The 25271-nt window shown below is 71.6% G+C and carries 21 protein-coding genes; 13 read left to right on the top strand and 8 right to left on the bottom strand.

Going from position 1 to position 25271, the window contains the following annotated elements; translation table 11 throughout:
* Nucleotides 1–455: 455 nt before the first annotated feature.
* Nucleotides 456–680 carry a type II toxin-antitoxin system VapB family antitoxin gene (locus IO39_RS54510; protein WP_043623739.1) on the top strand — a complete coding sequence of 75 codons (225 nt, stop codon included), beginning with the start codon at nucleotides 456–458 and terminating at the stop codon, nucleotides 678–680.
* The gene (locus tag IO39_RS17560; RefSeq protein WP_157548512.1) at nucleotides 662–1090 is read left to right on the top strand and encodes a PIN domain-containing protein; all 429 of its coding nucleotides are present in this window, start codon (nucleotides 662–664) and stop codon (nucleotides 1088–1090) included. The genes IO39_RS54510 and IO39_RS17560 overlap by 19 nt, the downstream gene beginning before the upstream one ends.
* Before the next feature lie 203 nt (nucleotides 1091–1293).
* Here the strand turns inward: IO39_RS17560 and IO39_RS17555 are convergent, their stop codons facing one another.
* The gene (locus tag IO39_RS17555; protein WP_157548509.1) at nucleotides 1294–2013 is read right to left on the bottom strand and encodes a PIG-L deacetylase family protein; all 720 of its coding nucleotides are present in this window, start codon (nucleotides 2011–2013) and stop codon (nucleotides 1294–1296) included.
* Nucleotides 2014–2138: 125 nt separating this feature from the next.
* Here IO39_RS17555 and pcrA point away from each other — a divergent pair, with 125 nt between their 5' ends.
* Complete coding sequence (gene pcrA, locus IO39_RS17550; protein WP_043623736.1) at nucleotides 2139–4370, top strand: DNA helicase PcrA; 2232 nt, start codon at nucleotides 2139–2141, stop codon at nucleotides 4368–4370.
* A 64-nt stretch (nucleotides 4371–4434) separates the two neighbouring features.
* On the opposite strand, the gene IO39_RS17545 is transcribed toward pcrA, so the two are convergent.
* The 4 genes from IO39_RS17545 to IO39_RS17530 form a co-directional block, all read right to left on the bottom strand.
* A complete protein-coding gene (locus IO39_RS17545) occupies nucleotides 4435–5700 on the bottom strand; it encodes a serine hydrolase domain-containing protein (protein WP_043623732.1) in 1266 nt (421 codons plus the stop codon).
* A gap of 309 nt (nucleotides 5701–6009) precedes the next feature.
* A complete protein-coding gene (locus tag IO39_RS17540) occupies nucleotides 6010–7008 on the bottom strand; it encodes a L,D-transpeptidase (RefSeq protein ID WP_052423020.1) in 999 nt (332 codons plus the stop codon).
* Nucleotides 7009–7452: 444 nt separating this feature from the next.
* Entirely contained in the window at nucleotides 7453–8085 is a 633-nt protein-coding gene (locus IO39_RS17535) for a response regulator (RefSeq protein ID WP_052423019.1), read from the bottom strand.
* On the bottom strand, nucleotides 8082–9293 hold the full coding sequence (locus IO39_RS17530) for an ATP-binding protein (protein WP_043623731.1): 1212 nt from the start codon (nucleotides 9291–9293) through the stop codon (nucleotides 8082–8084). The genes IO39_RS17535 and IO39_RS17530 overlap by 4 nt, the downstream gene beginning before the upstream one ends.
* A gap of 114 nt (nucleotides 9294–9407) precedes the next feature.
* Between IO39_RS17530 and IO39_RS58915 the strand changes: the two genes are divergently transcribed.
* From IO39_RS58915 to IO39_RS58910, 8 genes are all read left to right on the top strand, one after another.
* Nucleotides 9408–11261: a PspC domain-containing protein gene (locus tag IO39_RS58915; protein WP_169789078.1), complete on the top strand. Its 1854-nt coding sequence runs from the start codon at nucleotides 9408–9410 to the stop codon at nucleotides 11259–11261.
* A complete protein-coding gene (locus IO39_RS17520) occupies nucleotides 11251–11454 on the top strand; it encodes a hypothetical protein (RefSeq protein ID WP_043623726.1) in 204 nt (67 codons plus the stop codon). Before IO39_RS58915 ends, IO39_RS17520 begins: the two co-directional genes overlap by 11 nt.
* A 226-nt stretch (nucleotides 11455–11680) precedes the next feature.
* A complete protein-coding gene (locus IO39_RS17515; RefSeq protein ID WP_043623722.1) occupies nucleotides 11681–12163 on the top strand; it encodes a (2Fe-2S)-binding protein in 483 nt (160 codons plus the stop codon).
* Nucleotides 12160–14499, top strand: a complete 2340-nt coding sequence (locus IO39_RS17510) for a xanthine dehydrogenase family protein molybdopterin-binding subunit (RefSeq protein ID WP_043623718.1) — start codon at nucleotides 12160–12162, stop codon at nucleotides 14497–14499. The genes IO39_RS17515 and IO39_RS17510 overlap by 4 nt, the downstream gene beginning before the upstream one ends.
* Nucleotides 14496–15350, top strand: coding sequence for an FAD binding domain-containing protein (locus tag IO39_RS17505; protein WP_043623715.1), 855 nt, complete (start codon nucleotides 14496–14498; stop codon nucleotides 15348–15350). Before IO39_RS17510 ends, IO39_RS17505 begins: the two co-directional genes overlap by 4 nt.
* Nucleotides 15351–15427: 77 nt before the next feature.
* On the top strand, nucleotides 15428–16267 hold the full coding sequence (locus IO39_RS17500) for an SRPBCC family protein (protein WP_043623712.1): 840 nt from the start codon (nucleotides 15428–15430) through the stop codon (nucleotides 16265–16267).
* Nucleotides 16268–16358: 91 nt separating this feature from the next.
* On the top strand, nucleotides 16359–18992 hold the full coding sequence (locus tag IO39_RS17495; RefSeq protein WP_043623710.1) for a bifunctional glycosyltransferase/CDP-glycerol:glycerophosphate glycerophosphotransferase: 2634 nt from the start codon (nucleotides 16359–16361) through the stop codon (nucleotides 18990–18992).
* On the top strand, nucleotides 18989–20047 hold the full coding sequence (locus tag IO39_RS58910) for a glycosyltransferase (protein WP_043623708.1): 1059 nt from the start codon (nucleotides 18989–18991) through the stop codon (nucleotides 20045–20047). Before IO39_RS17495 ends, IO39_RS58910 begins: the two co-directional genes overlap by 4 nt.
* Before the next feature lie 115 nt (nucleotides 20048–20162).
* Here the strand turns inward: IO39_RS58910 and IO39_RS17485 are convergent, their stop codons facing one another.
* The 3 genes from IO39_RS17485 to IO39_RS17475 are packed head-to-tail and all read right to left on the bottom strand — an operon-like array spanning nucleotide 20163 to nucleotide 23561.
* The gene (locus IO39_RS17485; protein WP_043623706.1) at nucleotides 20163–21200 is read right to left on the bottom strand and encodes a sulfotransferase family protein; all 1038 of its coding nucleotides are present in this window, start codon (nucleotides 21198–21200) and stop codon (nucleotides 20163–20165) included.
* 39 nt (nucleotides 21201–21239) lie between these two features.
* Nucleotides 21240–22070 carry a CDP-alcohol phosphatidyltransferase family protein gene (locus tag IO39_RS17480; RefSeq protein ID WP_043623704.1) on the bottom strand — a complete coding sequence of 277 codons (831 nt, stop codon included), beginning with the start codon at nucleotides 22068–22070 and terminating at the stop codon, nucleotides 21240–21242.
* Between the two features lie 48 nt (nucleotides 22071–22118).
* Nucleotides 22119–23561 (bottom strand): glycosyltransferase family 2 protein, encoded by a 1443-nt coding sequence (locus tag IO39_RS17475; protein ID WP_052423018.1) that lies wholly within the window; start codon nucleotides 23559–23561, stop codon nucleotides 22119–22121.
* 159 nt (nucleotides 23562–23720) lie between these two features.
* Between IO39_RS17475 and IO39_RS17470 the strand changes: the two genes are divergently transcribed.
* Nucleotides 23721–24212, top strand: a complete 492-nt coding sequence (locus tag IO39_RS17470) for a GNAT family N-acetyltransferase (RefSeq protein ID WP_043623701.1) — start codon at nucleotides 23721–23723, stop codon at nucleotides 24210–24212.
* Nucleotides 24209–25252: a pseudaminic acid synthase gene (gene pseI / locus IO39_RS17465; RefSeq protein ID WP_043623697.1), complete on the top strand. Its 1044-nt coding sequence runs from the start codon at nucleotides 24209–24211 to the stop codon at nucleotides 25250–25252. The genes IO39_RS17470 and pseI overlap by 4 nt, the downstream gene beginning before the upstream one ends.
* Nucleotides 25253–25271: the final 19 nt, after the last annotated feature.

Raw genomic sequence — 25271 nt, 5'->3', positions numbered from 1 at the left:
CGCCGGCCCCGGCCCCACCTCGGCCACCCCAGAGCCCGCCCCGCCCGACCCGGCCCCCGCACCCAGCCGGTAGCACCCGACCGGCAGCACCCGACCGGCAGCACCCACCGGCTGCACCCGGCCGGCGACCCGCACCGCCGGCCCCTGCGCCGGGCGAGGGCTTCGGGAGGGGGCTTGGCGGTGGTGGGAGGGTTCGTCCTGGCTGGGTATGGAATGCGGCCACAGTACGTGATCGGCGCGGCGGCCCCGGGTGGATCAACGGCTTGTGCGGGATGAAGGTTTTCGCCTCGCGGCAGTGTTTTCTCCCCCGGTCCCCGAACATCCCCGTGGCCTGGTCTTGCTCAGGCTTTACCGTCTCCGGGACGCCTCATCTCAAGGCCGCGCCGTTTGAGGTATGTGCGTACCCGAAATCACGGAATCTCGTTCACGCCCGGAGGTCACGGAGGTGGTGTTGCATGCGTACGGTAATCGACATCGACAAGGAGCTCCTGGAAGCGGCCCAGCAGAGGCTTGGTACGCCGACCATGAGAGAAACGGTCCACGCCGCGCTGCGAGCGGTCATCGGCAGGGACGCGGAAAGGGCAGGTGCGATCAGGGCGTTCGCGTTCTGGCGCACGGAGGGGAGCCCGGATCTGCTGGATCCGGAGATCACGAAGCATGCGTGGCAACGACGGGACTGATGTACCTCCTCGACAAGAGCGCCCTGGCCCGCATCCGGGTCAGCGACGTCATCGCCAAGGCGCTGCAGCCGCTCTACGCCGCGCGGGCGGTGGCGACCTGCAGCATCATCGACCTGGAGGTGCTCTACAGCGCCCGCGACCACGGCCACTACCAGCGCATCCTGCACGCCCAGCGGCAGTGCATCCTGCTGCCGCTCGATCAGGAGGTGCAGGCGCGGGCCATGGCCGTGCAGCGGCAGCTCGTCGAGATCTCCCAGCACCGCGGCATCGGCCCGAACGAGCTGCTGATCGCCGCCTGCGCCGAGGTGCACGGGGCCACGATCCTGCACTACGGGCACGCCTTCGACATCATCTCGGAGGTGACCGGGCAGCCCTCGCTCTGGGTGGTGCCGCCCGGCTCGATCCCCTGACCGGCCGGAACGCCCGGGCTGATGGCCCCGCACAGCCGCGGGACTCACGCCGCCGGCTGCCGTACCTGGACGTATCCAGCGTCCGTTCCTGAGAGGTATGCCCACCACCGTCCGGGTCACGAGGCCGGACGGTGCGAGCACCTTTCCGTGGTGCGGGGGCGGCCTCGTCTCGCGGTGGTGCGAGGGCGGCCGGGACGAATGGCTCAGGCGGTGGGGACGACCTGGAAGCCCTCCGCGTAGTGGCCCTCGCCGAAGCCGGCCTGCTGCGCCCAGGCCGCGAAGCGGCTTCTGACGAAGTCGGCGAAGCCCTCCACGTGGGAGACCTGGCTCACATGCGACTGCAGGGCCGCGAGCTTGCGGTCCATGGTCTCGGTGATGTCCACCCAGTAGTTGGGGGTGGAGCCGCCGTTCAGCCACACCTCACGGACGGTCCACGCCTCCAGCCCCTCCTCCTTGACCAGCTCCGGGAACGCGTACGGGTTGCGCGCGTCCGGATAGACCGCGTCCAGGGCCGCGCCGCCCACCGCACGGTGGTCGGGGTGGCTGGGGGCGATGAACTGGTAGTTGCGGTCGGGGTGGTGGGTGATGACGAGGTCGGGCCGGACCTGGCGGATCACGCGGGTGATGTCGCGCCGCAGCTCCAGCGAGGGCACCACCCGCCCGTCGGGGTAGCCGAGGAAGCGCACGTCGGTCACCCCGACCGCCTTGGCGGCGGCGAGCTGCTCGGTCCTGCGCAGGTCGGCCATGCCGGAGTTGTCCAGCGTACGCTCGTTGCCGCCCGCGTCACCGTCCGTGACCAGCAGGTATGTGACCTGAACCTTTCTGTCCACGAACAGCGCCACGGTTCCCGCCGAGCCGAAATCGGCGTCGTCGGGGTGGGCGGTCACGACGAGCACGCGGTCGATCTCGCTGTCAGGCAGCATGGCTCCCCCTTCTGGACCTTCTTCGGAGGACAACCGGCACCCCGCCGGCGGCATTCCGGGCGCCGTTTGTCGGTGGAGCGTCTTAACCTAGGTGGGTGCCGACCCAAGTCTCTGTTGACCACCCCTTGCTCGATGGCCTCAACCCGCAGCAGCGCGAGGCCGTGATCCATCATGGCAGTCCACTGCTCATCGTGGCGGGGGCGGGCTCGGGAAAGACGCGGGTGCTGACGCATCGCATCGCCTACCTGCTGGCCGAGCGCGAGGTGCACCCCGGGGAGATCCTGGCGATCACCTTCACCAACAAGGCCGCCAAGGAGATGAAGGAGCGCATCGACAAGCTGGTCGGGCCGCGGTCCAAGGCGATGTGGGTGATGACGTTCCACAGCGCCTGCATGCGCATCCTGCGGCGCGAGGCCAAGCGGCTCGGGTTCCCCTCCAGCTTCTCCATCTACGACCAGGCCGACTCGCAGCGGCTCATGGCCATGGTGTGCAGGGAGATGGAGCTCGACCCGAAGCGCTACCCGCCGCGCTCGTTCTCGGCTCAGGTGAGCAACTTCAAGAACGAGCTGGTCGACTACGAGACGGCGCTCGACCGGGCGGGCTCCCACCTGGAGAAGACGCTCGCGCAGGCCTACAAGGCCTACCAGCTCAAGCTGACCGAGGCCGGCGCGATGGACTTCGACGACATCATCATGAACACGGTGACGTTGTTCCAGCTCTTCCCCGAGGTGGCCGAGCACTACCGGATGCGCTTCAGGCACGTGCTGGTCGACGAATACCAGGACACCAACCACGCGCAATACATCCTGATCAGGGAGCTGGTCGGGCACCCCGAGCTGCGCACGACCGACGGCGAGCTGGTGCGCACCGGCTCCGACATGTCCGAGCTGTGCGTGGTGGGCGACGCCGACCAGTCCATCTACGCCTTCCGTGGCGCGACGATCCGCAACATCCTGGAGTTCGAGCGCGACTATCCCGACGCCCGCACCATCCTGCTGGAGCAGAACTACCGCTCGACCCAGAACATCCTGGCCGCCGCCAACGCCGTGATCTCGCGCAACGAGTCGCGCAAGCCCAAGAACCTCTGGTCCGACCAGGGCGACGGGCCCAAGATCGTGGGCTACGTGGCCGACAACGAGCACGACGAGGCCATGTTCGTGGCCCAGGAGGTCGATCGGCTCAGCGACGAGGAGGGCGTGAAGCCGGGCGAGGTCGCGGTCTTCTACCGCACCAACGCGGCCTCACGCGTGTTCGAGGAGATCTTCATCCGCACCGGGCTGCCGTACAAGGTGGTCGGGGGCGTGCGCTTCTACGAGCGCAAGGAGGTCAAGGACCTGCTGGCCTACCTGCGGGTGCTGGCCAACCCGGGTGACGTGGTCTCGTTGCGGCGCATCCTCAACGTGCCCAAGCGCGGCATCGGCGAGCGGGCCGAGGCGATGATCGAGGCGCTGTCCTCGCGCGAGCGCATCTCCTACTGGGACGCGCTGCGCCGCGCCGACGAGGCGTACGGCATGGCCACGCGCTCGCTCAACGCCGTGCGCGAGTTCGTCGCCCTCATCGAGGAGCTGATCGCCAAGGGCGAGGGCATGCCGCCGTCGGCGCTGGCCGAGGAGGTGCTGGTCGCCACGGGCTACCGCGCCGAGCTGGAGGCCTCGGAGGACCCGCAGGACGAGTCCCGCCTGGAAAACCTCAACGAGCTCATCTCCGTGGCCTCCGAGTTCGAGGAGGCCAACCCGGAGGGCACGCTGGTGGAGTTCCTGGAGCAGGTGTCGCTGGTGGCCGACGCCGACCAGATCCCCGACTCCGACGGCGGGCAGGGCGTGGTCACCCTGATGACCCTGCACACGGCCAAGGGGCTGGAGTTCCCGGTCGTGTTCCTGACGGCGATGGAGGACGGCGTCTTCCCCCACGTCCGCTCGCTGGGCGAGCCGAAGGAGCTGGAGGAGGAGCGGCGGCTGGCCTACGTCGGCATCACCCGGGCTCAGCAGCGGCTCTACCTCACGCGGGCGGCCGTGCGCAGCTCCTGGGGCGCGCCGTCGTTCAACCCCGCCTCGCGGTTCGTCAACGAGGTGCCCAAGCAGCTCGTCGACTGGCGCACCGACCCGGAGAAGTCCGCCTGGAGCGCGGCCACCCGCCGCGAGCCGGCGCGCCAGCCCGCCCCCGCCGCGGGCGGCAGGAGCGGCGGGCGCAAGGTGCCCTCGCTGGCGCCCGGCGACCGGGTCTCGCACGACGCGTTCGGGCTGGGCACGGTGGTGTCGGTGGACGGGGTCGCGGAGAAGACCAAGGTGAAGATCGACTTCGGCAGTGGCGGGGAGAAGACGCTGCTGCTGGCGTACGCGCCGCTGGAAAAGCTCTGAGCCCTCCCATCGGAGAAGCTCTCGACCCTCCTCTGGGCCCTCCCGGAGGGGAGGGCTCCGGCGGCTACGCGCCGGTGATCAGCTTGCGCTCCAGGGCGATGATCGGCTCGATGCTGCGCAGGTCGTAGTTGCTCAGGATGACGGCCGTCCAGTCCAGGTCGAGGTAGATGGACCAGCTCGTCGAGATGCCGCCCGCACCGCCCCCGTGGGTGATGATGCGCTGGTTGTTGTAGAGGGGGGCCACCGGCCCGTACGCCTGGAAGGTCTCCCCGCGCAGCGCGCTGCCTGAGGGGTCCTCCCTGAGCGGCTTGGCGGAGATCTTGCCGTTCACGTAGAGCTCGGTGTAGGGCCGCGAGGTCAGCCGGTGCTCCTGCAGCGCGGTCGCGAAGCGGACCAGGTCCGGGGCGGTGGCGAAGCCGTTGCCGCCGCCCGTGCCCATCCAGCCGCGCGCCGAGTTGCTGCCCTGCCCCGCGTCGCCGTAGACCGAGCCCTTGTCGAGGTTGCGGACGGCGTCCACCCGCGTGCCGTCCTCCTGATACATGTACGGATGGGCGATGCGGCCGTCGGTCAGCCACTGGCCGCGGTCGTAGTAGGCGGAGTCCTCCATGCCGGCCGGCCGGAAGATGTGCCGGCGGACGTAGTCCTGGAGCGACATGCCGGAGACCTTCGCCACGAGCTCGCCGAGCAGGATGTAGCCCATGCTGCTGTACGCCTTCTTCGTGCCGGGCGTGAACTCCGGCTCGAACGTCTTCAGGTTCTCCCAGAAGGCCGCCATCTGCTCCTCGTAGCTGTGGTGGATCCGCTCCGGCGGCGGCTTCTCGCCGGGCCGCCGGGCGTCGCCGAGGCCGCTGGTGTGCGTGAGGAGATGATGCACGGTGATCTGGTCGGCCATCTCCTTCGGCAGCCCGTCCAGGTGCTTGCTCACCAGGTCGTGGAAGTTGAGCTTGCGCTGCTCGGCGAGCCGCACGACGGCGAGTCCCGTGAACGGCTTGGAGGCCGAGGCGAGGGCGTAGATGGTGTCGGTGCGGTTGCGGACCCCGCGTTCCCGGTCCGCCCAGCCGTAGGCGCGGGCCAGCACGTGGCGGCCGCGGTGCGCGAGCAGCACGGTGCCGGAGAACTCGTCCTTGTCCGCCAGCTCCTTGACGTACCGGTCGAAGGCTCCGCCGGGCCGCAGGTCCTTCGGGATGGGGCCGGAACGCGCGGGGCCGCCGGTGGCCGCCCCGGCGGCTCCCGGCGCGGCCAGGAGGCCGCCGGCCGCCAGCGGGAGGCCGCCCAGCAGCCCGAGGGCCGAACGGCGCGAGGGGGTGGGCGCGGGAGGTTGCGACGTCATGGGGTTCCTCTCGACGGGTTCGATGGGGTTCGAGCCGCGACAGATGCAAACAGGCAGCCCGTTTCCCCGCCGTTTCCCCCGGCGCGATGTCCCCATGAAAGCCCGGCGAAATGTCCCCCATGACGTCCGACGCGATCTCCCCCTGACGTCTGACGCGATCTCCCCCTGATGTCCGAGGCGATATCCCATGACGTCCGGCGCGGTGTCCCCATGACGCGGAAAGGGGCCGCTCCCGTCGCGGGAGCGGCCCCCTCGTCTCCGGGCGGCGCCGGCTCTTCGGCGCGCGCCGCCCACCAGGGTCCGGGTGCGTCAGCTCTTCAGGGCGCTGCCCTTCTTCCACTGGGTCCAGTTGAGCTGCCAGTAGCTCCAGCCGTTGTTCCACTGGAGCTTGCGCTTGGTGCCCGTGATCTTCACGACGTCGCCGCGCTGGGTGATCTGGTAGAACCACTTCGCGCCGGCCGGGGTGGCGCGCACGCAGCCGTGGCTCTGGTTGGACCGGCCCAGGTACTGGTAGTAGCCGGCGCTCTGGTGCACGTACTCACCGCTGTCGGAGATGCGCACCGCCCACGGGATCTCCTCCTTGTAGTAGCGCGGGTCCTTCGGGTCCGTCACGCCCATCCAGGAGGAGGTCATGGTCTCGACGGCCTTCTTGCCCATCGTCAGGTGCACGCCGCTGGTGGTGAGGTAGACGTCCACGCCGTTCCTGATCAGGCCGCCCTTGCCGGCGCTGATCGGGATCCGCTTGGCCAGCTTGCCGTTGCGGTAGACCTTCATCGTGTGCTTGCGGGTGTCGACCACGGAGACGTTCTTCGCGCCCACGGCGAACCGGCGGGAGACGTTCTTGGCGCCCTCGTTGCCGGGCAGCTCCGACAGCCGCGCGGTGAACAGCACCTTCTGGTACGGCTTCCAGTACGTCTTCGTCCGGTAGATGACCTTGCGGGCCGACACCCAGCGCCAGGCGCCCTCGACCGGCTCCTCCGACTCGACGTCCAGCAGCGCCTCCACGGCCGCCCTGTTCTTCACGTCGCGGTCGAAGGTGACGATGATCGGGAACCCGACGCCCACCTTCTCGGTCTTCTCCCCCATCGGGGTGATGTCCGCGATGCGAAGCTTGATCTTCTTCGCCGGGGCCGCGGAGGGGGACGCCGACGGGGACGGGGCCGGGGTGACGGCGGCGGGCACGACGACGGCGGCGGCCTGGGCCGCAGGGGTGGCCTGGGCTCGCGGGGCGGGCACGGTCTCCGCCGCACACGCCGTCGCGGCGACCAGTGCCACCAGTGCCGGAAGCATCCGGGTGACGCGCTTCAAGGGGTTACTCCTGGACTAAGTGCTTTCGACTACCTCCTTGTGTGACAACTGAGCGCCCTGATTCGTAGGCAGATGACCGATAACTATCCTGTAACGGTCCAAAAACCGCTAAATCCCGCTAAGCGGGATGTATGAGCAGATGGAGCGCGACGAGCCTCATGTCCGGAAAGTCTGGCAAGCAGAAACCGGACGATCACCCCCGGACAGCCTGAAACCCCACCGGCCCCTGGAACACCACGCGATCAGACGCCGGAACGCCCCGCGATCGGGCTCGGGGACGCCACGCGGTCGGGCAACGTGGGCTCGCGTAGCGGCGGGCCGGCGGTGAAGGGTCAGCGGGCGTTTCCTGGAGGGCCCCGCGCCGAAGTGCGGCGGGTGGCGGACCACGGCACCGCGTAAAAGAACGCGTGAAAGAAGAACGCGTAAAAAGAAGAGGGCGAGAACTCAGACCAGCCGGCGCGCGGTGGCCCAGCGGGAGAGCTCGTGGCGGTTGGAGAGCTGGAGCTTGCGCAGCACCGACGACACGTGGGTCTCCACCGTCTTCACCGAGATGAACAGCTCCTTGGCGATCTCCTTGTACGCGTAGCCCCGCGCGATCAGCCGCAGCACCTCCCGCTCCCGCTGCGTCAGCGAGTCGAGCTCGGGGTCGATGGACGGCGCCTCGGAGGAGGCGAACGCGTCCAGCACGAAGCCCGCCAGCCGCGGCGAGAAGACCGCGTCGCCCTCGGCCACCCGGCGGATCGCGTCGGTCAGCTCCTTGCCGCTGATGTTCTTGGTGACGTAGCCGCGGGCTCCGCCCCTGATCACGCCGATGACGTCTTCGGCGGCGTCGGAGACCGACAGGGCGAGGAAGCGCACCTGGGAGCCGGAGCCCAGCACCCGGCGCAGCACCTCCTGGCCGCCGCCCCCCGGCATGTGCACGTCGAGCAGCACCACGTCGGGCTGGTGCTCGGCGATCGCCCGCACCGCCGTCTCGACGTCCTCGGCCTCGCCCACGACCTCGATCGAGTCGCCCAGCTCGGCGCGCACGCCCGATCGGAACAACCGGTGGTCATCAACGATCAGTACGCGCGTCATGCCTTCTCCACCTTCATCGTCAACATCACTTCCGTGCCCTCGCCCGGCTCGGTGCGAATCCGGGCCGCGCCACCGTGACGTTCCATTCTCCCGATGATGGACTCCCTGATCCCCATCCTGTCCAGCGGCACCGCCTCAAGGTCGAACCCCTTGCCCCGATCCTTCACGAAAATCGTGACCTCTTCCCCCTCGACTTCCGCATAGACGGAGATGGACGGACTCTCAGAGTATTTGGCCGCGTTCACCATCGCCTGCCGGGAGGCCTTCAGCGTCGCGCCCAGCTTCCCGGCCGGGTCGAGGTCGATGTCGCCGACGCAGACCACCTCGATGGGCACGCCGTGCGCGTCCTCCTCCTCGGCGGCGATCCGGCGGACGGCGGCGGCGAGCGTGGCGTCGGCGTCCTGGGCCGGCTGGTAGAGCCAGTTGCGCAGCTCGCGCTCCTGCGAGCGGGCCAGCCGGGAGACCTCGCGCGGGTCGTGGGCCACGCGCTGGATCAGCGTGAGCGTGTGCAGCACCGAGTCGTGCACCATGGCGGCCACCTCGGCCCGCTCCTCCTGCCTGATGCGCTCGCGCCGCTCCAGTTGCAGCTCTTTCCACAGGCCGGCCAGCCAGGGCGCGGCGATGACCGCCAGGCCGCCGACCACGACGACGGTGAACATCAGGCTGTCCCTGATCTGGGGCAGCTCCCCCTCGGCCGCCAGGAACCCGGCCCCGCCGATCACGACCAGGACGATGCCGAGCAGGGTGCGGACCCGGTTCTTCCGCATGCTCAGCGACGCGCCGCTCACCCAGGTCTTGCGGCGCTCCGGATCGGCCTGCTGCCACAGGATCAGCGCGCCGATGCCGCCCATGGCGAACGGCAGCATGCCGATGCCGCCCTGGCTGGCCCCCGTCAGCCAGCCGAAGGCGAACAACGCCATCCCGATCGCGCTGAACGCGGCGAGCTGGCTCCAGTCCCGCTGCGGCGGCGGCCCCTCGTACGGCTGGCGCGGCGTGACCATCCACAACACCGCGTACGCCACCGCGCCGGCCCCCTGCACCACCACCGTGAGCAGCACGAACATCAGCCGGATCACCACGGGATCAAGCTTGAGCTGGGTCGCCAGCCCCTGCGCGACACCACCGAGCAGGCGCCCCTCCTGGGGGCGCATCATCCGCCGATAGGGCCTGTCGCCGCTCTGCTCGGCGAGTGTCTTCTGGTCTGCCATAACATGGCCATAGTCACACGTCGCGGGCCATGCGGGCATCAGGGAACAACCCCCGGGTCGGGTCAGGGGTGTCCCGGATGCGTGCACACCGCGCGCGGGGCCACGATAGGGGGCATGACAGAAGCTCCGCCCAGGCGACCGGCCGCCCCCCACCGAGAGCTGCGCCGCAGCGCTGAAGGGCGTTTCCTCATGGGGGTCTGCGCCGGGCTCGGGCGGCACACCGGCATCGACCCGGTGGTGTTCCGCGTGGGCTTCGCGGTGCTGCTGCTGGGCTCCGGCATCGGGCTGTTCCTCTACCTCGCGGCGTTCCTGCTGATGAAGGAGCCGAACGGCCGGCCGGGGATCATCGAGCAGTGGACGCGGCGCGACTTCGACGCCGAGGCCGTGATGGCGCTGCTGACGGCGGTGCTGGGGTTCGGGCTCGCGATCAACCTGGCGACCGTCTGGCTGGACGGCGGCACGCTGGTGGCCGCGGTGTTCCTGGCCGTGTCGCTGCTGGCCGCCCACGCCAACGGGGTGGACCTGCGCGGGCTGGTGCGCTCGATGCCCGAGCGGCTGAGCAGGCGGCGCGACTCGTGGCCGCCGGCGGCGCCGTACGCGGCCAGGGGCGCGACGCCGTACGAGACCAGGGAGGCGGCTCCCCAGGCGCCCGGCGCGCCCGCCCCGCCCGTCGCAGCCCCGCGACCGGCCCCTGGACCGGCCCCTGAGCAGGCCCCCGCGCAGGCCCCCGAGCAGGCCCCGCATCCGGCCCCGCCCACCACGGCCGTCCCCCGTCCCGAGACGCCGGCCCCGCCGACCACCGCCGTGCCCCGTCCCGAGACGCCGGCCGCCGCGCCCGGCCAGGTCGCGACGCCGGTGCACGAGGTGTCCGCGCCCGCCCGCCCCGAGGAGCCGGCCCCGCCGGAGGCCCCCGCTCACCAGGAGGCCGCCGCCGTCGAGGAGGCCGCTCCCCCGCGCGTGGCCCCCGCCGCGGACCCGGCAGGACGGGACGCCGACGCGGCGCGGGAGCGGCGGGAGGCCGATCGGGAGATGCGGGAGGCGGCCTTCCTGGCACCCCCCGAGCACCCGGACGAGGAGCGGGTGTCGCCCGAGGCGGTGACCGCGCAGCACGCCGTCCCGCCGTACGAGCAGCCGTACGAGCCGCCGCAGGCGCCTCAGGAGCCCCAGCGGCCCGCCTACCGTCCCGGCCCGTCGACCGCCGTCGACTACTCCGGTTACGGGGAGCCGTTCGCGCCGCACGGCCCGTACCGGCCGCTGGACCCGTCCAGGAGGCCGGGCGGGCCGGGCGGCTACTCGCCCTACGACCCCGCCCTGTACGGCCGCGCCGTCCCGCAGCAGCGGGAGCGCAAGCGGCGGCCGAAGTCGTTCATCGGCCTCATCACCGTTCTGCTGGCATTGATCATTGGAGGGATCGTCGTGGCCGTCCAAGCCAGGTCGGCCGCCGGAGTGAGCCCGACCATCGTCGGCGGCGCCATGCTCATCACCATCGGCGCCGGCCTGCTCGTCGCGGCCTGGTGGGGCCGGGGCGCCGGGCTGGTGGCCGCGGGCACGGCGATCACGCTGGTGGTCGGCATGGGGCTGATGCTCGGCGGCGTGCCCAGGAACATCGGTTCGGCGGAGTGGGCGCCGACCAGCCTCGCGGAGGCGAGCAGGCTCTATGACGTGGGGATCGGCGACGGCATGCTGGACCTGTCGGAGCTGGAGCTGCCACCGGGGGCGAAGGTGACGTTCAACGCCGCGGTCTCGGCGGGTGAGCTGGTGGTGATCGTGCCGCCGACGGCCAGGATCGAGGTGCACGCCACGAACAAGGTCGGGGACATCGTGCTCGACCAGTCGCTGCGGGGCGGCGTGGACATGCGGGTGGACAAGGTGCTGGAGCCGGACGTCGAGCCGCAGGGCAAGGTCGCCACGATCGTGCTGAACCTGCGGGGCGGCGTCGGCGACATGGAGGTGCGGCGTGCCGCGTGAGGTGGAGCGGCCCCGCCGCCTGCACAGGACCGACTGGATGGCCCTGCTGAGCGGCCTGCTCTTCGTCGTTCTGGGCATTTTGGTAGTGACACGCGCGATCAGGGATCCGCTGGTCCTGGTCGGTGTGATGGTGCTGGGATTGGCCTTCGCAGGGCTGGTGGCGATCGTGGCGCGGGTGGTCCGCGGCAAGTGACACAGCCGGTTCCGGCCGGGTGACGGGCGGTCTTCGGCACGTGCCGCAGGCCGTTCCGGGCGGGTGACGGGCGGTCTTCGGCACGTGGCGCAGGCCGTTCCGGGCGGGTGACGGGCGGTCCGGCGGCGGGGCGTCGCCGTGGTCCGTGATCGGTGCCCCTTGACCGGGACAAACACCGGCGTAGGTTCGGAGTGTCCGCCTTTCCCCTGCTCCTGAGGGAGGACGTATGCCCCGAATCACCGTCACTGTCGACGGGATCAAGTACGAGGAGGACGTCGAGCCGCGGCTCCTGCTCGTCCACCTGCTACGAGAACGGCTGGGCAAGACCGGCACGCCCATCGGCTGCGACACCAGCAACTGCGGCGCCTGCACGGTCATGCTCGACGGCAAGAGCGCCAAGAGCTGCTCGGTGCTGGCCGTGCAGGCCGACGGCCGTGACGTCGTCACCATCGAGGGCCTGGGCGCCAACGGCGACCTGCACCCGATGCAGCGGGCCTTCCACGAAGAGCACGCGCTGCAGTGCGGCTACTGCACGCCCGGCATGGTGATGGCCGCGATCGACCTGCTCAGGGACGACCCGGACCCGTCGGAGGAGACGATCAGGCACGGCCTGGAGGGCAACCTCTGCCGCTGCACGGGCTACTGCAACATCGTGCGCGCCGTGCGCAGGGGCGCGCAGGAGATGGGTCAGGCGGTGAACACGCCATGAGCGTCCAGGAGGTGGGGAGGCCGCGCCGGCGCAAGGAGGACGCCAGGCTGCTGACGGGGCGCACGCGGTGGACGGACAACCTCACCCGGCCGGGCCTGCTGCACGTGATGTTCCTGCGCAGCCCGATGGCGCACGCCGCGATCAGCAGGGTCGACGTGTCGGGGGCGCGCGGCCTGCCGGGGGTGGTGGCGGCGTTCAGCGGCCAGGACTTCGCGGCCGAGCAGGGCAGCCTGCCGTGCGCCTGGCCGCGCGCCGCGGACACGGTCATCCCCGAGCATCCGCCGATGGCCGTCTCGGGGGTGCGTTACGTCGGCGAGGCGGTGGCCTGCGTGGTGGCCACCGACCGGTACCGCGCGGCCGACGCGCTGGAGGCCATCGAGATCGACTACGAGCCGCTCCCGGCCGTGCTCGACATGGAGCGGGCGCTCGCCGGCGACAGCCCCAAGGTGCACGAGACGGGCAACCGGGCCTTCGACTTCACCTCCACGCACGGTGACGTCGAGGCCGCCTTCAGGGACGCGCCCGTGGTCATCGACCGGACCTACGTGCAGCAGCGGCTGATCCCCAACGCGATGGAGCCCCGGTCGGTGTTGTGCGACACCGACGGCGAGACGTACACGATGTGGTCGGCCACGCAGATCCCGCACATCCTGAAGGTCATGCTCGCCATGGTGACCGGGGTGCCCGAGCACACGCTCCGGGTGATCGCCCCCGACGTGGGCGGCGGGTTCGGCTCGAAGCTGCAGGTCACCCCGGAGGAGGTGCTGTGCCTGCTGCTGGCGCGCAAGCTGGGCCGGCCGGTGAAGTGGACCGAGTCGCGCTCGGAGGGCAACCTGACGGTCCACCACGGCCGTGACCAGATCCAGCGCATCAGGCTGGCCGCCGACGCCGACGGGCGCGTCCGCGGGCTCCAGGTCCGGCTGCTCGCCGACATGGGCGCCTACCTGGCGCTGCTGACGCCCGCGGTGCCGCTGCTCGGGGCGCAGATGTTCAACGCCATCTACAAGATGGACGCCTACGAGTTCGCCTGCACGGGCGTGTTCACCACGAAGATGCCGACGGACGCCTACCGGGGCGCGGGCCGCCCGGAGGCCACGTTCGGCATCGAGCGGATCATGGACGAGCTCGCCGCCGAGCTGCGGATGGACCCGCTGGAGGTGCGGCGGCGCAACTGGATCAGGCAGGAGGAGTTCCCGTACACGACCATCTCCGGCCTGACCTACGACTCCGGCAACTACGAGGCGGCCACGGACCGGGCGACGGCGCTGTTCGGTTACGACAAGCTGCGCGCCGAGCAGGCCGACCGGCGCGACAAGGGCGACCCGGTGCAGCTCGGGATCGGGGTCAGCACCTACACCGAGATGTGCGGGCTGGCCCCGTCCCGGTGGTTCGGCAGCAACAACGCCGGGGCGGGCGGCTGGGAGCACGGCTCGGTGCGGGTGCTGCCCACCGGCAAGGTGGAGGTCATCACCGGCTCGACCCCGCACGGGCAGGGCCACGTGACGGCGTGGAGCCAGATCGCGGCCGACGCGCTCGGCGTGCCGTTCGAGGACGTCTCGGTCCTGTACGGCGACACCGCGATCGCCCCCAAGGGCCTGGACACCTACGGCTCCCGCTCGCTGACCATCGGCGGCATCGCGGTGCTGAAGGCGTGCGAGAAGGTCCGGGACAAGGCCCGGCGGCTGGCCGCCCACCTGCTGGAGTGCTCGCCCGACGACATCGAGTTCGAGGCGGGCGCGTTCAGGGTGCGCGGCACGGAGTCGCAGAAGACGCTCCAGGAGCTGGCGCTGGCCGCGTTCACCGGGCACGACCTGCCGGAGGGGGTGGAGGCGCGGCTCGACTCCGACGCCACGTTCGACCCGGAGAACTTCTCCTTCCCGCACGGCACCCACCTGTGCGCGGTGGAGGTGGACACCGAGACGGGCATGGTCCGGATCCGCTCGTACGTGGCGGTGGACGACGTCGGCAAGGTGGTCAACCCGCTCATCGTGGACGGGCAGATCCACGGCGGCATCGCGCAGGGCGTGGCGCAGGCGCTGTTCGAGGAGGCCGTCTACGACGCCGACGGCAACCTGCTGACCACCACGATGGCCGACTACCTGCTGCCGTCGGCCGCCGACCTGCCCGACTTCACCCTGGACAGGACCGAGTCCCCGGCGACCAGCAACCCGCTGGGCGTCAAGGGCGTGGGCGAGGCGGGCACGATCGCCTCGACCCCGGCGGTGGTCAACGCGATCGTGGACGCGCTGCGCCCGTACGGGGTGAATGACGTCAGGATGCCGTGCACGCCGGAACGGGTCTGGCGGGCCCTGGGAGCGGAAGGGGTGCGGCGATGATTCCCGCGCAGTTCGACTACGTGCGGCCGGACTCCCTGGCCGAGGCGTGCGCGGAGCTGGGCTCGGACGAGGACGCCAAGGTCCTGGCCGGCGGCCAGTCGCTGATGCCGCTGCTGCGGCTGCGGCTGGCGTACCCGTCGAAGCTGATCGACATCGGCCGGCTGGACGCGCTGAAGGGCGTGCACGACCGGGGCGACCACCTGTTCATCGGCGCGCTGGCCACGCACGACGAGGTCATGCGCTCTCCCCTGGTGACCGCGGCCTGCCCGCTGCTGGCGCTGGCCGCCGGGCACGTGGCGGACCCGGCCACCCGGCACCTGGGCACGTTCGGCGGCTCGCTGGCGCACGCCGACCCGGCCGCCGACCTGCCGGCCGCGGTGCTGGCGCTGGACGGCGTGCTGGTGGCGGCCTCGGCGCAGGGCGAGCGGGAGATCCCGGCGGCGCGGTTCTTCGTCGACTACCTGGAGACGTCGCTGCGGCAGGGCGAGATCCTCTCCGGCGTGAAGATCCCGAAGCTCGGCCCCGGCTGGGGCTTCCACTACGAGAAGTTCGTCAGGACGGCGCAGGCGTGGGCCGTCGTCGGCGTGGCGGTGGCGGTCAAGCGCTCCAACGGCTCGATCGCCGAGGCCAGGATCGGGCTGACGAACATGGGGGCGACGCCGCTGCGCGCGCACGCGGCCGAGGCGGCCCTGCGCGGCGTGGAGCTGGGTGACCAGGTGCGCCAGGCGTGCGAGGAGGCGGCGGCCGGCAGCTCGCCGCCGGCGGATCTGCACGCGCAGCCGGACTACCGGCGGCACCTGGCCAGGGTCCTGACCCACCGCGCGGTCCGCGCGGCGGCCGGATCGCCCTGAGCTGTGGCGGGGGCGCCTCTTCCGGGGCGCCCCCGTGGCGACGTAGGGTCACAGGCATCCGGGAGAGGAGCGGATCGATGGCGATGCGGTTCGAGCACGAGTTCACGGTTCCGGTTCCGATCGAGCAGGCCTGGGCCGTGTTGCTCGACGTCGAGCGGGTGGCGCCCTGCCTGCCCGGCGCCACCCTGGACATCTTCGAGGGCGACGAGTTCACCGGCAGGATGAAGGTCAAGGTGGGCCCGATCACGGTCACCTACCGGGGCTCGGCCAGGTTCGAGGACGTCGACAAAGACTCCTACGCGCTCACCATCCAGGCGTCGGGCAAGGAGGCGCGGGGCTCGGGCACGGCCTCGGCCACGGTCAAGGCGCGCATGCGGCCCGCCGGCGAGGCGACGCTGGTGACCGTGGAGACCTCGTTCAACGTCACCGGCCGGCCCGCGCAGTTCGGGCGGGGCGTGATGGCCGAGGTGGGCGGCAGGCTCATCGAGAGGTTCGCCGGGAACCTGGCGGCGCTGCTGTCGGAGTCCACGGTGGAGCAGGTCGGCCCGCTCCAGGAGCAGGACGCCGCACCGGACCGGGACCGCGCGCAGGGCCCTGAGCAGGACCGGGTGCAGGACCGGGAGCAGGATCAAGGCCGAGGCCCGGAGCAGGGTTCGGCGCAGGGTTCGGCGCAGGGTTCGGCGCAGGGTTCGGAGCAGGGCGGCGGGCAGGAGGAGCGGCACCTGAGCGCGGTGCCGGCCCCGGAGCAGGACGTGCGGCCCGCGGGCACGCTGCGCACCTCGCTCTCGCCCGACGAGGAGGCGCTCGACCTGCTGGAGATCGCCGGACGGCCGCTGCTGAAGCGGCTGGCGCCGGTCGCGGGCGCGCTGGTGGCGCTGCTGGCCATCGTCTGGGTGATTCGTCGGCTTATGCGCTGATTTTCAGCAAATACTCCCTAAAGTCCGGACACTTCCTCTCAGCTCAGGGAAGTGCCATTCCCGCTGGGTGCCTAGGGGGAGGACTCGGGGAATGCCGGACTGCACCGTGGTCGTCATCACGTACAACGACGCGCCCCGCCTGCCCAGGGCGGTGCGTTCCGTGTTGCGCCAGTCGCTGAGCGATCTGGAGGTGATCATCTCCGACGACGCCAGCACGGACGGCACGCCGGAGGTGGCGCGGCGGCTCGTCCGGGCCGACCCGCGGGTGCGCTACCTGCGCAGGCGCGTCAACAGCGGCGGCTGCGGCGCGCCGCGCAACGAGGGCATGGACGCGGCCCGCTCGCCGTACGTGATGTTCCTCGACAGCGACGACGAGTTGCCCAGGCACGCGTGCAAGAGCCTGCTGGCGGAGATCGAGCGCACGGGGGCCGCCTTCGTGTCGGGACAGATCTCGCGGCTGCACGAGTCGAGCGGGCGGCTGCGGCCGTACTATCCGGCGTTGTTCGCCCGGCGGCGGGTGGTCGAGGGCATCAGGCGGGAGCCCGAGCTGTTCCTCGACAGCTTCAGCACCAACAAGCTCTACAACCTGCGCTGGCTGCGCGAGAACGTGCTGCGCTTCCCCGAGGACATCCACTACGAGGACCACGTCTTCGCCACCGAGCTGTACGCGGTCGCGCGCAGGTTCGCGATCGTGCCCTGGGTGGTCTACCACTGGCACCGGGCCGAGACGAACGACTCCATCTCGCTGAGCATCGGCGACCTGGAGAACGTGCGCCAGCGGGTGATCGCGGCCCGGCTGAGCGACGACATCCTGCGCGAGCACGGGGCCGCCGACCTGGTGCCGCACCGCCAGTACCGCTTCCTCCGCCAGGACCTGCGGGTCTACCTCAACCCGCTGCCGCTGCGCGACCGGGTGTGGGCCAAGGAGTTCGCGGCGGTGGTGCGGCCGTACCTGGAGGAGATCCCCGACGAGGTGTTCTGGCGCGTCGATCCGCTCGACCGGGTCTGCTGCCAGCTCATCCTGGACGACCGGATCGACGACCTGCTGGTGGCGGCCGGCTCGCTGACCGGGCCGCGCGCCGCGCCGCGGGCGGCGGTGCAGCTCGACGGGCGGACGTACTGGGGCGACTCGCCCTCCCCCCGGCTGGACATCACCCGGCTGCGCCTGGCCGAGCTGCCCTTCAGCGCCTCCCGGCTGCGGCACGAGGCGTCGAACCTGTCCTCGGACGGCGAGCGGGTGCGGATGACCGTGCGCACATACGACCCGTTCGGCGCGCTGCCGGCCGAGTGGACCGCGTTCCTGCAGCTCGGCAGGGAACGCGTGCCCATCTCGCCGGAGCCGTCGGGCGGCGGCGGGTACGTCAGCGAGGTCGTCTTCACCCCCCGGGGCACGTGCGACCCGCGCATCGGCTTCACCAGGACCTCCGACGGGCACACCACGACCGACCGGATCCTGGCCGACCCGCGCACCGAGCCGATCGAGCTGCCCGGCTGCACGCTCGGGACCGAGGGGTACGCGGCCTACCTGTGCGTGCGCCCCGACTCCGTCTCCCGGTCGGTGTGGCGGCGGGTCAAGGGGCACCTGATGAGGCGGTTCAACACGCCCGCGAACAAGCTGCGGGCGTACAAGATCCTGATCAGGGTGCTGCCGCGCCGCCCGAACCTGGCGCTGTTCGAGTCCGACGTCGGCAAGAGCTACGGCGGCAGCCCGCGCGCCATCTACGAGGAGGTGCGCCGGCGCGGCCTGCCGATCGAGGCGGTCTGGTCGGTGGCCAAGGGGCGGGCGAACTTCCCCTCCGACGCGCGGCTCGTGCGCCGGGGAAGCTGGCGCTACGTCTACACCATGGCCAGGGCCGGGATCTGGGTGGACAGCCACGGCTTCCCGCTCGACTACCCCAAGCCCCGCGGCACCCGCTACCTGCAGACCTGGCACGGGCAGGGCATCAAGTCGATCGGCTTCGACGCGCCCGACCTGCGCGGCGACTTCGACCGGCCGCGGGCGCTGTGGCGGGCGGCGGTGGCGCGCTGGGACGCGCTGGTGTCGCCGAGCGAGGAGTTCTCGCGGGTGTTCCTGCCGTCGAACGGCTACGCGGGGAAGGTCTACCGGTGCGGGACGCCCCGGTGCGACGCGCTCGTGCGCGGCGGGCCCGCGACGGAGGTGCGCGAGCGGCTGGAGGTGCCGCCCGGGCGGCAGGTCCTGCTCTACGCCCCGACCTACCGCGACCGCGCCAAGAACAGCGGCCGGTCCGTACGCGTGAACCTGGAGCTGCTGGCCGAGGAGCTGGCCGAGGACTGGGTGGTGCTGCTGCGCACCCATCCGGTCGAGCGTTACACCCCGCCCGAGCACCTGCGGCACTTCGTGCGCTCCGCCTCCGCCCATCCCGAGATCAACGACCTGATCCTGGCCTCCGACGCGCTGCTGACCGACTACTCCTCGGTGATGTGCGACTACGCGGTGACGGGCAAGCCCATGCTGTTCTACATCGACGACTGGGACGACTACCGCCTCTCCGAGCGCGGCGTCTACCACGACCTGCCCGCCATCGCCCCCGGCCCGTGCGTCACCACGACGGAGGAGCTGGTGGCGGCGCTGCGCGACCTGCCGGCCGTGCACGCCTCCTACGCCGCCAGGTACGCGGCCTTCCGCGACCTGTGGTGCGCCGACGAGCGCGGCGACGCGGCGGCCAGGATCGTCACCGACTTCTTCGAGGGGGCCGCGCGGTGACCGTCGTCTTCACCTGCCTGGACGCCGACACCCTGGGCGGCGTCCAGCAGGTCACCCACACCCTGGCCCAGGGCCTGGCCGGGCGGGGGCACGAGGTGCACGTGATCGGCCTGCGCCGGGCCGCCAGGCCCTTCCGGTACGTGGAGCGCCCCCTCTACCACCGGCACGTGATCGGCCGCGGACCGGCCGAGGGCCCGCTGGCCCGCCGGAGGGCCGACCGGCGGCTGCGGGCGCTGCTGCGGGAGCTCGGCCCCGGTTACGCGGTCATGACCTCGCCGTCGGTGGTGGCCAGGACGGCCCGGCTGCTGCCGCGCGGGCTGCGGCCGATCGGCCAGTACCACGGCTCGTACGACCACGCCCGCGACTGCTGGCACCTGGCCTCGATCAGGCGCCACTACCCCGACCTGGACCAGGCGCTCTTCCTCAGCGAGGACGACGCCCTGCGCTTCTCCGAGCACGCGCTGCTGCCCAACGCCGGCGCGCTGCCGAACCCGCTGGCGGACTGGCCGGAGCGGATGTCCGGCCTGGATTCGCCCCGGGTGCTCGGCGTGGGCCGGCTGGAAGGGGTCAAGCGGTTCGACCGGCTGATCAGCGCGTTCGCCCGCTCGGGCGCGCCGCCGCCGTGGGAGCTGCACCTCATCGGCGACGGGGCCGAGGCGGCCCGGCTGCGCGCGCACGCGGAGCGGGAGGGCGTGGCGGACCGGGTGGTGTTCAGGGGGCTGGTGCCGGCCGCGCACATGCCCGCCGAGTACCTGAACGCCTCGATCCTGGGCCTGACCAGCGAGCACGAGGGGCTGCCGATCGTGTTGCTGGAGTCGGCGGCGCACGGGGTGCCGGCGGTGGCGTTCGACGTGTCGGGCGGGGTGCGCTCGGCGGGGCCGGTGCTGGTGCCGCCGGGTGACGTGGCGGCGTTCGCGGCGGAGCTGGCGCGGCTGGTGGACGATGAGGAGGAGCGGCGGCGGCTGGGGGCCGACGCCCGCGCACGGGCCGAGGCGTTCCGCCTCGACCACGTGCTGGACCGCTGGGAGTCCCTCTTCGCCCACATCGAGCGCTGAGCGAGCCATATGACGCCGAGCGCTGAGCGAGCCATATGACGCCGAGCGCTGAGCGAGCCATATGACGCCGAGCGCTGAACGCGCCGCATGACGCAGGGGGTTGGCGGCACCCGCGCTAGACGGGCTCGGTGAGCTCCTTGCGCTGCTGCGGGACGCCGGCCATCGAGCGCTGGCGGGTGGTGAGCAGGGCGGCCACCGGGCTGGGCTCGCGCAGCCGGTTGAAGCGGTCGCGCATGCCCTTGCGCATCCGGCTGGCCTTGCGCTTCTGCATCGTCTTCTGGCAGGCCACGACGTGCTCCTTGGCCGGCTTGGGCGCGCCGCTCAGCTCGTACCCCATGGACTCCAGGCGGTCGCCGAGCATGTGCTCGCACAGGGCGATCTCCCAGTCGTCGAGCCGGTTCGCCCAGCTCCCGACCCGGCTGCGGGTGACCTCGCGGTGGGTGTTGCTGTGCCAGACCTTGTGCTGCGGCACCGCCACGCTGGCCGCCTCGCGCGGGGAGATCATGCTCGGCGAGAAGTCCTCCTCCAGGAAGTGGCAGAGCTTCTTCAGCTCGGTCATCGGGTCGTCGGTGAGGTCCTCGTACCGCAGCTCGTAGTACGTGTCGGCGGCCAGCGTGCGCTTGAGCCGGCCGCCGGCGTCGATGGCCTCGGCCCAGGTGGAGACGGCGTGGAAGGAGTCCAGCGTGTACCAGGGCATCTCCTTCAGCGAGGCCACGCAGTCGCGGCCGTCCCTGATGAGATGGACGAACTGGGCGTCGGGGAAGAGCCGCAGCAGCAGGTCCACCTGCTTGACGTAGCTGGGCCGCTTGTCGCCCCAGCGGGCCTTGTCGAAGCGGTCGGCGTACATGCGGAAGGCCGTGCCGATCACCGAGCCGAGCGAGCCGGGGCCCTCCACGGCCTGCCGGACGAACTCGTTCTTGTCGATCTTGAGCTCGCGGAACTTCGTGCTGCGGTCGGTCGCGATCCACTCCGCCAGCGCGCGGCGGCGCTGGGCGACGCGCAGGTCGCCCCAGGTGCGGCGCCGGTAGTAGGCGGGAATGAGGAAGCGCGTCTCCGGCGGCACCGCCATCCGGGGGTGCGAGTGGAGCATGAGCTGGAGCATCGTGGTGCCGGACCGCGGACATCCGATGACGAAGACAGGTCGGTCGGACATGTCGTAGTAACCCCCGAGGCAACTAGACGACGGAAAGATTTAGACGAGAACGTGCTCTCGGCTCTCCTGAGACGAGCCCACGCCGTGCCTGCGCGTGAAGATCCACATCCGGTAGACGAGGAAGACCTCGTTGGCCAGCAGCAGGAGCCCCGCGAGCACGGCGAGCGGGATCAGCGCCCATGCCCCCGCAAGGGGCGCGATCACGAACACCGCCGCGTGGAACTCGATGCCGCTGACCAGGTGCGAACGGACGCGGTGGCGGGCCAGGAACCGGTTGAGCCGCCTGAAGAGCCGGAAGAAGGCGCGCGGCCGGGGCCCCCGCCCCGGCGGCTCCGGGTCGTGCAGGTCCACGGTCATCGGGTCCGGGTCCGGCTCCGGCTCCTGCCGCTCCTCCCTGACGGCCTCGCGCACGCGCTTCATCTGCGGCGCGTTGACGTACCTGAACAGGTCCAGCACGGCCACCGCCGCGCCGAGCACCACGTAGCGCACGTCACCGGTCAGCGTGTACTGCCCGTACGCCAGCCCTCCGGCGCACAGCACCACCCGGATGCGGTCCCCCACGTAGTCGAGCCAGAGGCCGAAGGGCGTCCCCGTGCCCTTGAGCCGGGCTATTTTGCCGTCCACGCAGTCGATCATGAAGCTCAGATAGAAGAAGCAGGCGCCCGCTATGAGCTGGTTCGATGCGAAAAAGACGGCGGACACCATGCCGAGGACCAGCGAGAACACGGTGAGCTCGTTGGGCGTCATCCGTGTGCGGTTGGCGACGGGCAGCGCGACCCGGCAGGCGACCGGGTCCACGAAATACACGGTCCACCAGGAGTCTCTCCGCTTGCGTGTCTCGTGGACGTCGTCCAGCGAATAGGTCCTCATGGCTTCCAGCATGACCACGCGGCGCGCCGGAACGATTACTGTCTGGAACTACTGGGGCATGTCCATGCCGCTTCTTGACCAACCCGGCACGGAGAACCGCCACGCGGTGTTGGCCTCGCCGTCCCTGCACCAGCCCTTGAGCACCAGGCCGCGCAGCTCGGCCCGCACCTGCAGCCGCCAGGGCCCCGGGCCGGCGAGCCGGCCGGGGTCGATGACGGCCGTGACGCCGTGCCGGCCCCGCCGCCGCACCTCCAGGGGCACCCGGCGGCGGCCGTCGCTGAGCCACAGGTCCACCCTGGTGACCCTGCGATCGACCCGGTGCACGGCCACGTGGGCGCGCAGCAGGAACTCGGCGCCGGTCCACTCGCACTTCTCGACCCTGGCGACGACCTTGAGCTCGTCGCGGGCGTCGAACACCTCGTCCGGGATGCGCAGGCGGCGGTCGCGGAAGAAGGGGTAGTCGCCGTACCAGTTGACGGTGCGGAAACCGCGCGGCACCACGCGGGCGACGTCCTCGCGCCCGCGCCGGAACTCCCGCACGGCGCGCAGCTCCGGGAGCAGGCCGCGGCGCAGCAGGTGCAGCTCCAGGCGGCGCAGCGACGGCGCGGCGGCCGGCACGTGCGGGCCCAGCGTGTTCATCCAGTCGTGCGCCAGCTCCAGCAGCGGCCCCGGATCGCCCTCGCACCGCTCCAGCGCCTGGAACAGGAAGACCGTGTCCTTCTCCAGCACCAGCGCGTCGAAGCCGTCGAGCAGCTCGGGCGCCCGCTCGTCGAGGAAGGCGCGCACCGAGCGGATGGCCGCCAGCCGCTCGCGCAGGTTGGGCAGCTCGGAGCGGCGCTGGGTGATCGAGTCCGCCCCCTCCTCACGCTTGCGCCAGTGGTAGACCACCTCGCCCACCATGTCCACGCTGGTGGCCAGCACGTGGGCCTGCATGGCGACGGGCACGTCCTCGTAGATGCCGGCGGGGAAGGCCAGGCCCGCCCGCTCCCAGAAGTCGCGCCGGTAGACCTTGTTCCACACGGTGCGGTCGCGCACCAGCACCTGCTTGTCGGTGACGTGGGTGCACAGCTCCGGCCGCCGGAACACCTTCTCGTGCAGGATCGACTCCTCCAGGGCGCCGTCCACCAGCCGCCGCACCGCGCCGCACGCCAGGTCGGAGCCGGTCTCGCCGAGGCTGCCGACGAGCAGTTCGTACGCCTCCGGCGGCACCACGTCGTCGCCGTCGGCGAAGGCCAGGTACGTGCCGCGCGCCTGCCTGATCCCCTGGTTGCGGGCCGGCCCCGGCCCCAGGTTGCGCTGCCCGAGCAGCAGGAACCGGTCGTCCATCGCCGCGAAGTCCTCCGCGACGCGCCGGCTGCCGTCCACGGAGCCGTCGTCCACCAGGATCACCTCGATGTCGCCCAGGGTCTGGGCGGCCAGCGACTTGAGGCACTCGGCCAGGTACGGCTCCACGTTGTAGATCGGTACGACGACGCTGAGCAGGGGGATCATGCCGGATTCACTCCTTGGCTCGGTAGGGGGGTCGAGGGCAGCATGCCTCGGTGGCCCACGGGACTCCCCGCCCGATGGCCGTCCCTGATGAGCTCTTTACCGGACACGTAATCCGATACCTTCGGTGAGAGATCGAGCACGAACAGTAAGGGGGAAGCGGTGCTGAGAGACGTCGAAGATGCTGATCTGCCCGTGATGCGCCGCTGGCGGAACCATCCGCGTGTACGTGCCGCCAGCTTCACCACCCACGAGATCAGCGCCCGCGAGCACGCCCGCTGGTGGGCGGCCGTGCGCGCCGACGCGGGCCGGCGCGTGCTGGTCTACGACCACGAGGGCACGCCCGCCGGGGTGGTGACCTACACCGACCTGTCGCCGGGCAGCGCCCGCTGGGGCTACTACCTCGACCTCGACGGCCTGGAGCGGGCGGGGGCCCTGCTGGCGGCCTGGGTCGGGCTGGAGCGGGCGGCCGTCGAGCACGCCTTCGGGCCGCTCGGGCTGACCACGCTGCGCGGGGAGGTGCTGGCCGGCAACGAGCCGGTCATGCGGCTGCACCGGCGCTTCGGGTTCGTCGAGACGGGGACGTACGTGCGGGACGTGGACGGGGCGCCGCGCGAGGTCGTGGCCATCGAGCTGAGGAGGGAACAGGCGTGATCACCATCGGGGGGCGGTCGATCGGGCCCGCGCACGCGCCGTTCGTCGTCGCGGAGCTGTCGGGCAACCACAACGGCAGCCTGGAACGGGCGCTGGCCATCGTGGACGCGGCGGCCGAGGCGGGGGCGCACGCGCTGAAGCTGCAGACCTACCGGCCCGACACGCTGACCGTCGACTGCGACGCGCCCGCCTTCCGGGTGGGCGACGACCACGAGCTGTGGGGCGGGGAGACCCTCTACCGGCTCTTCGAGCGGGCCCACACGCCGTGGGAGTGGCACGAGCCGATCTTCGCGCGGGCGCGGGAGCGGGGGCTGGTCGCGTTCTCGGCGCCGTTCGACCCGACGGCGGTGGAGCTGCTGGAGAAGCTGGGGGCGCCGGCGTACAAGATCGCCTCTTCGGAGATCGTGGACCTGCCGCTGATCCGGCTCGCGGCGGCGACCGGCAAGCCGCTGATCATCTCGACCGGCATGGCGTCCGTCGCCGAGATCGAGGCCGCCGTCTCGGCCGCGCGCGGGGCCGGGTGCACGCAGCTCGCCGTGCTCTCCTGCACGGCCTCCTACCCGGCCGCGCCCTCCGAGAGCAACCTGCGCGCGCTGCCGCTGCTGGCCGCGCTCACGGGCGAGGTCGTGGGCCTGTCCGACCACACGCCGGGGCTCGGGGCCGCGCTGGCGGCGGTGGCGCTGGGGGCCTGCCTGATCGAGAAGCACGTCACCCTCTCGCGCGCCGAGGGCGGGGTCGACGCGGCCTTCTCGCTGGAGCCCGCCGAGCTGGCGGCGCTGGTCGTGGAGAGCGAGCGGGCCTGGCGCTCGCTGGGCGAGCCCGTGATCGGCCCCCGGCCCTCCGAGCGGGAGGGGCTGCGCTTCCGCCGTTCCCTGTACGTGGTGCGCGACGTCCGCGCGGGCGAGCCCGTGACGCCCGCGAACGTGCGCTCCATCCGGCCCGCCGGCGGCCTGCCCCCCGACGCCGCCGCCGAGGTGATGGGCCGGCGCTTCACCCGCGACGTCCCCTTCGGCACCCCGCTCACCTGGGAGCTGATCTGAGGCACGCGGGCTCAAGGAT

The sequence above is a fragment of the Nonomuraea candida genome (genome assembly GCF_000725485.1).
GTDB classification, from domain to species: Bacteria; Actinomycetota; Actinomycetes; order Streptosporangiales; family Streptosporangiaceae; genus Nonomuraea; species Nonomuraea candida.
This window is presented reverse-complemented; position numbering and strand designations above follow the sequence as displayed.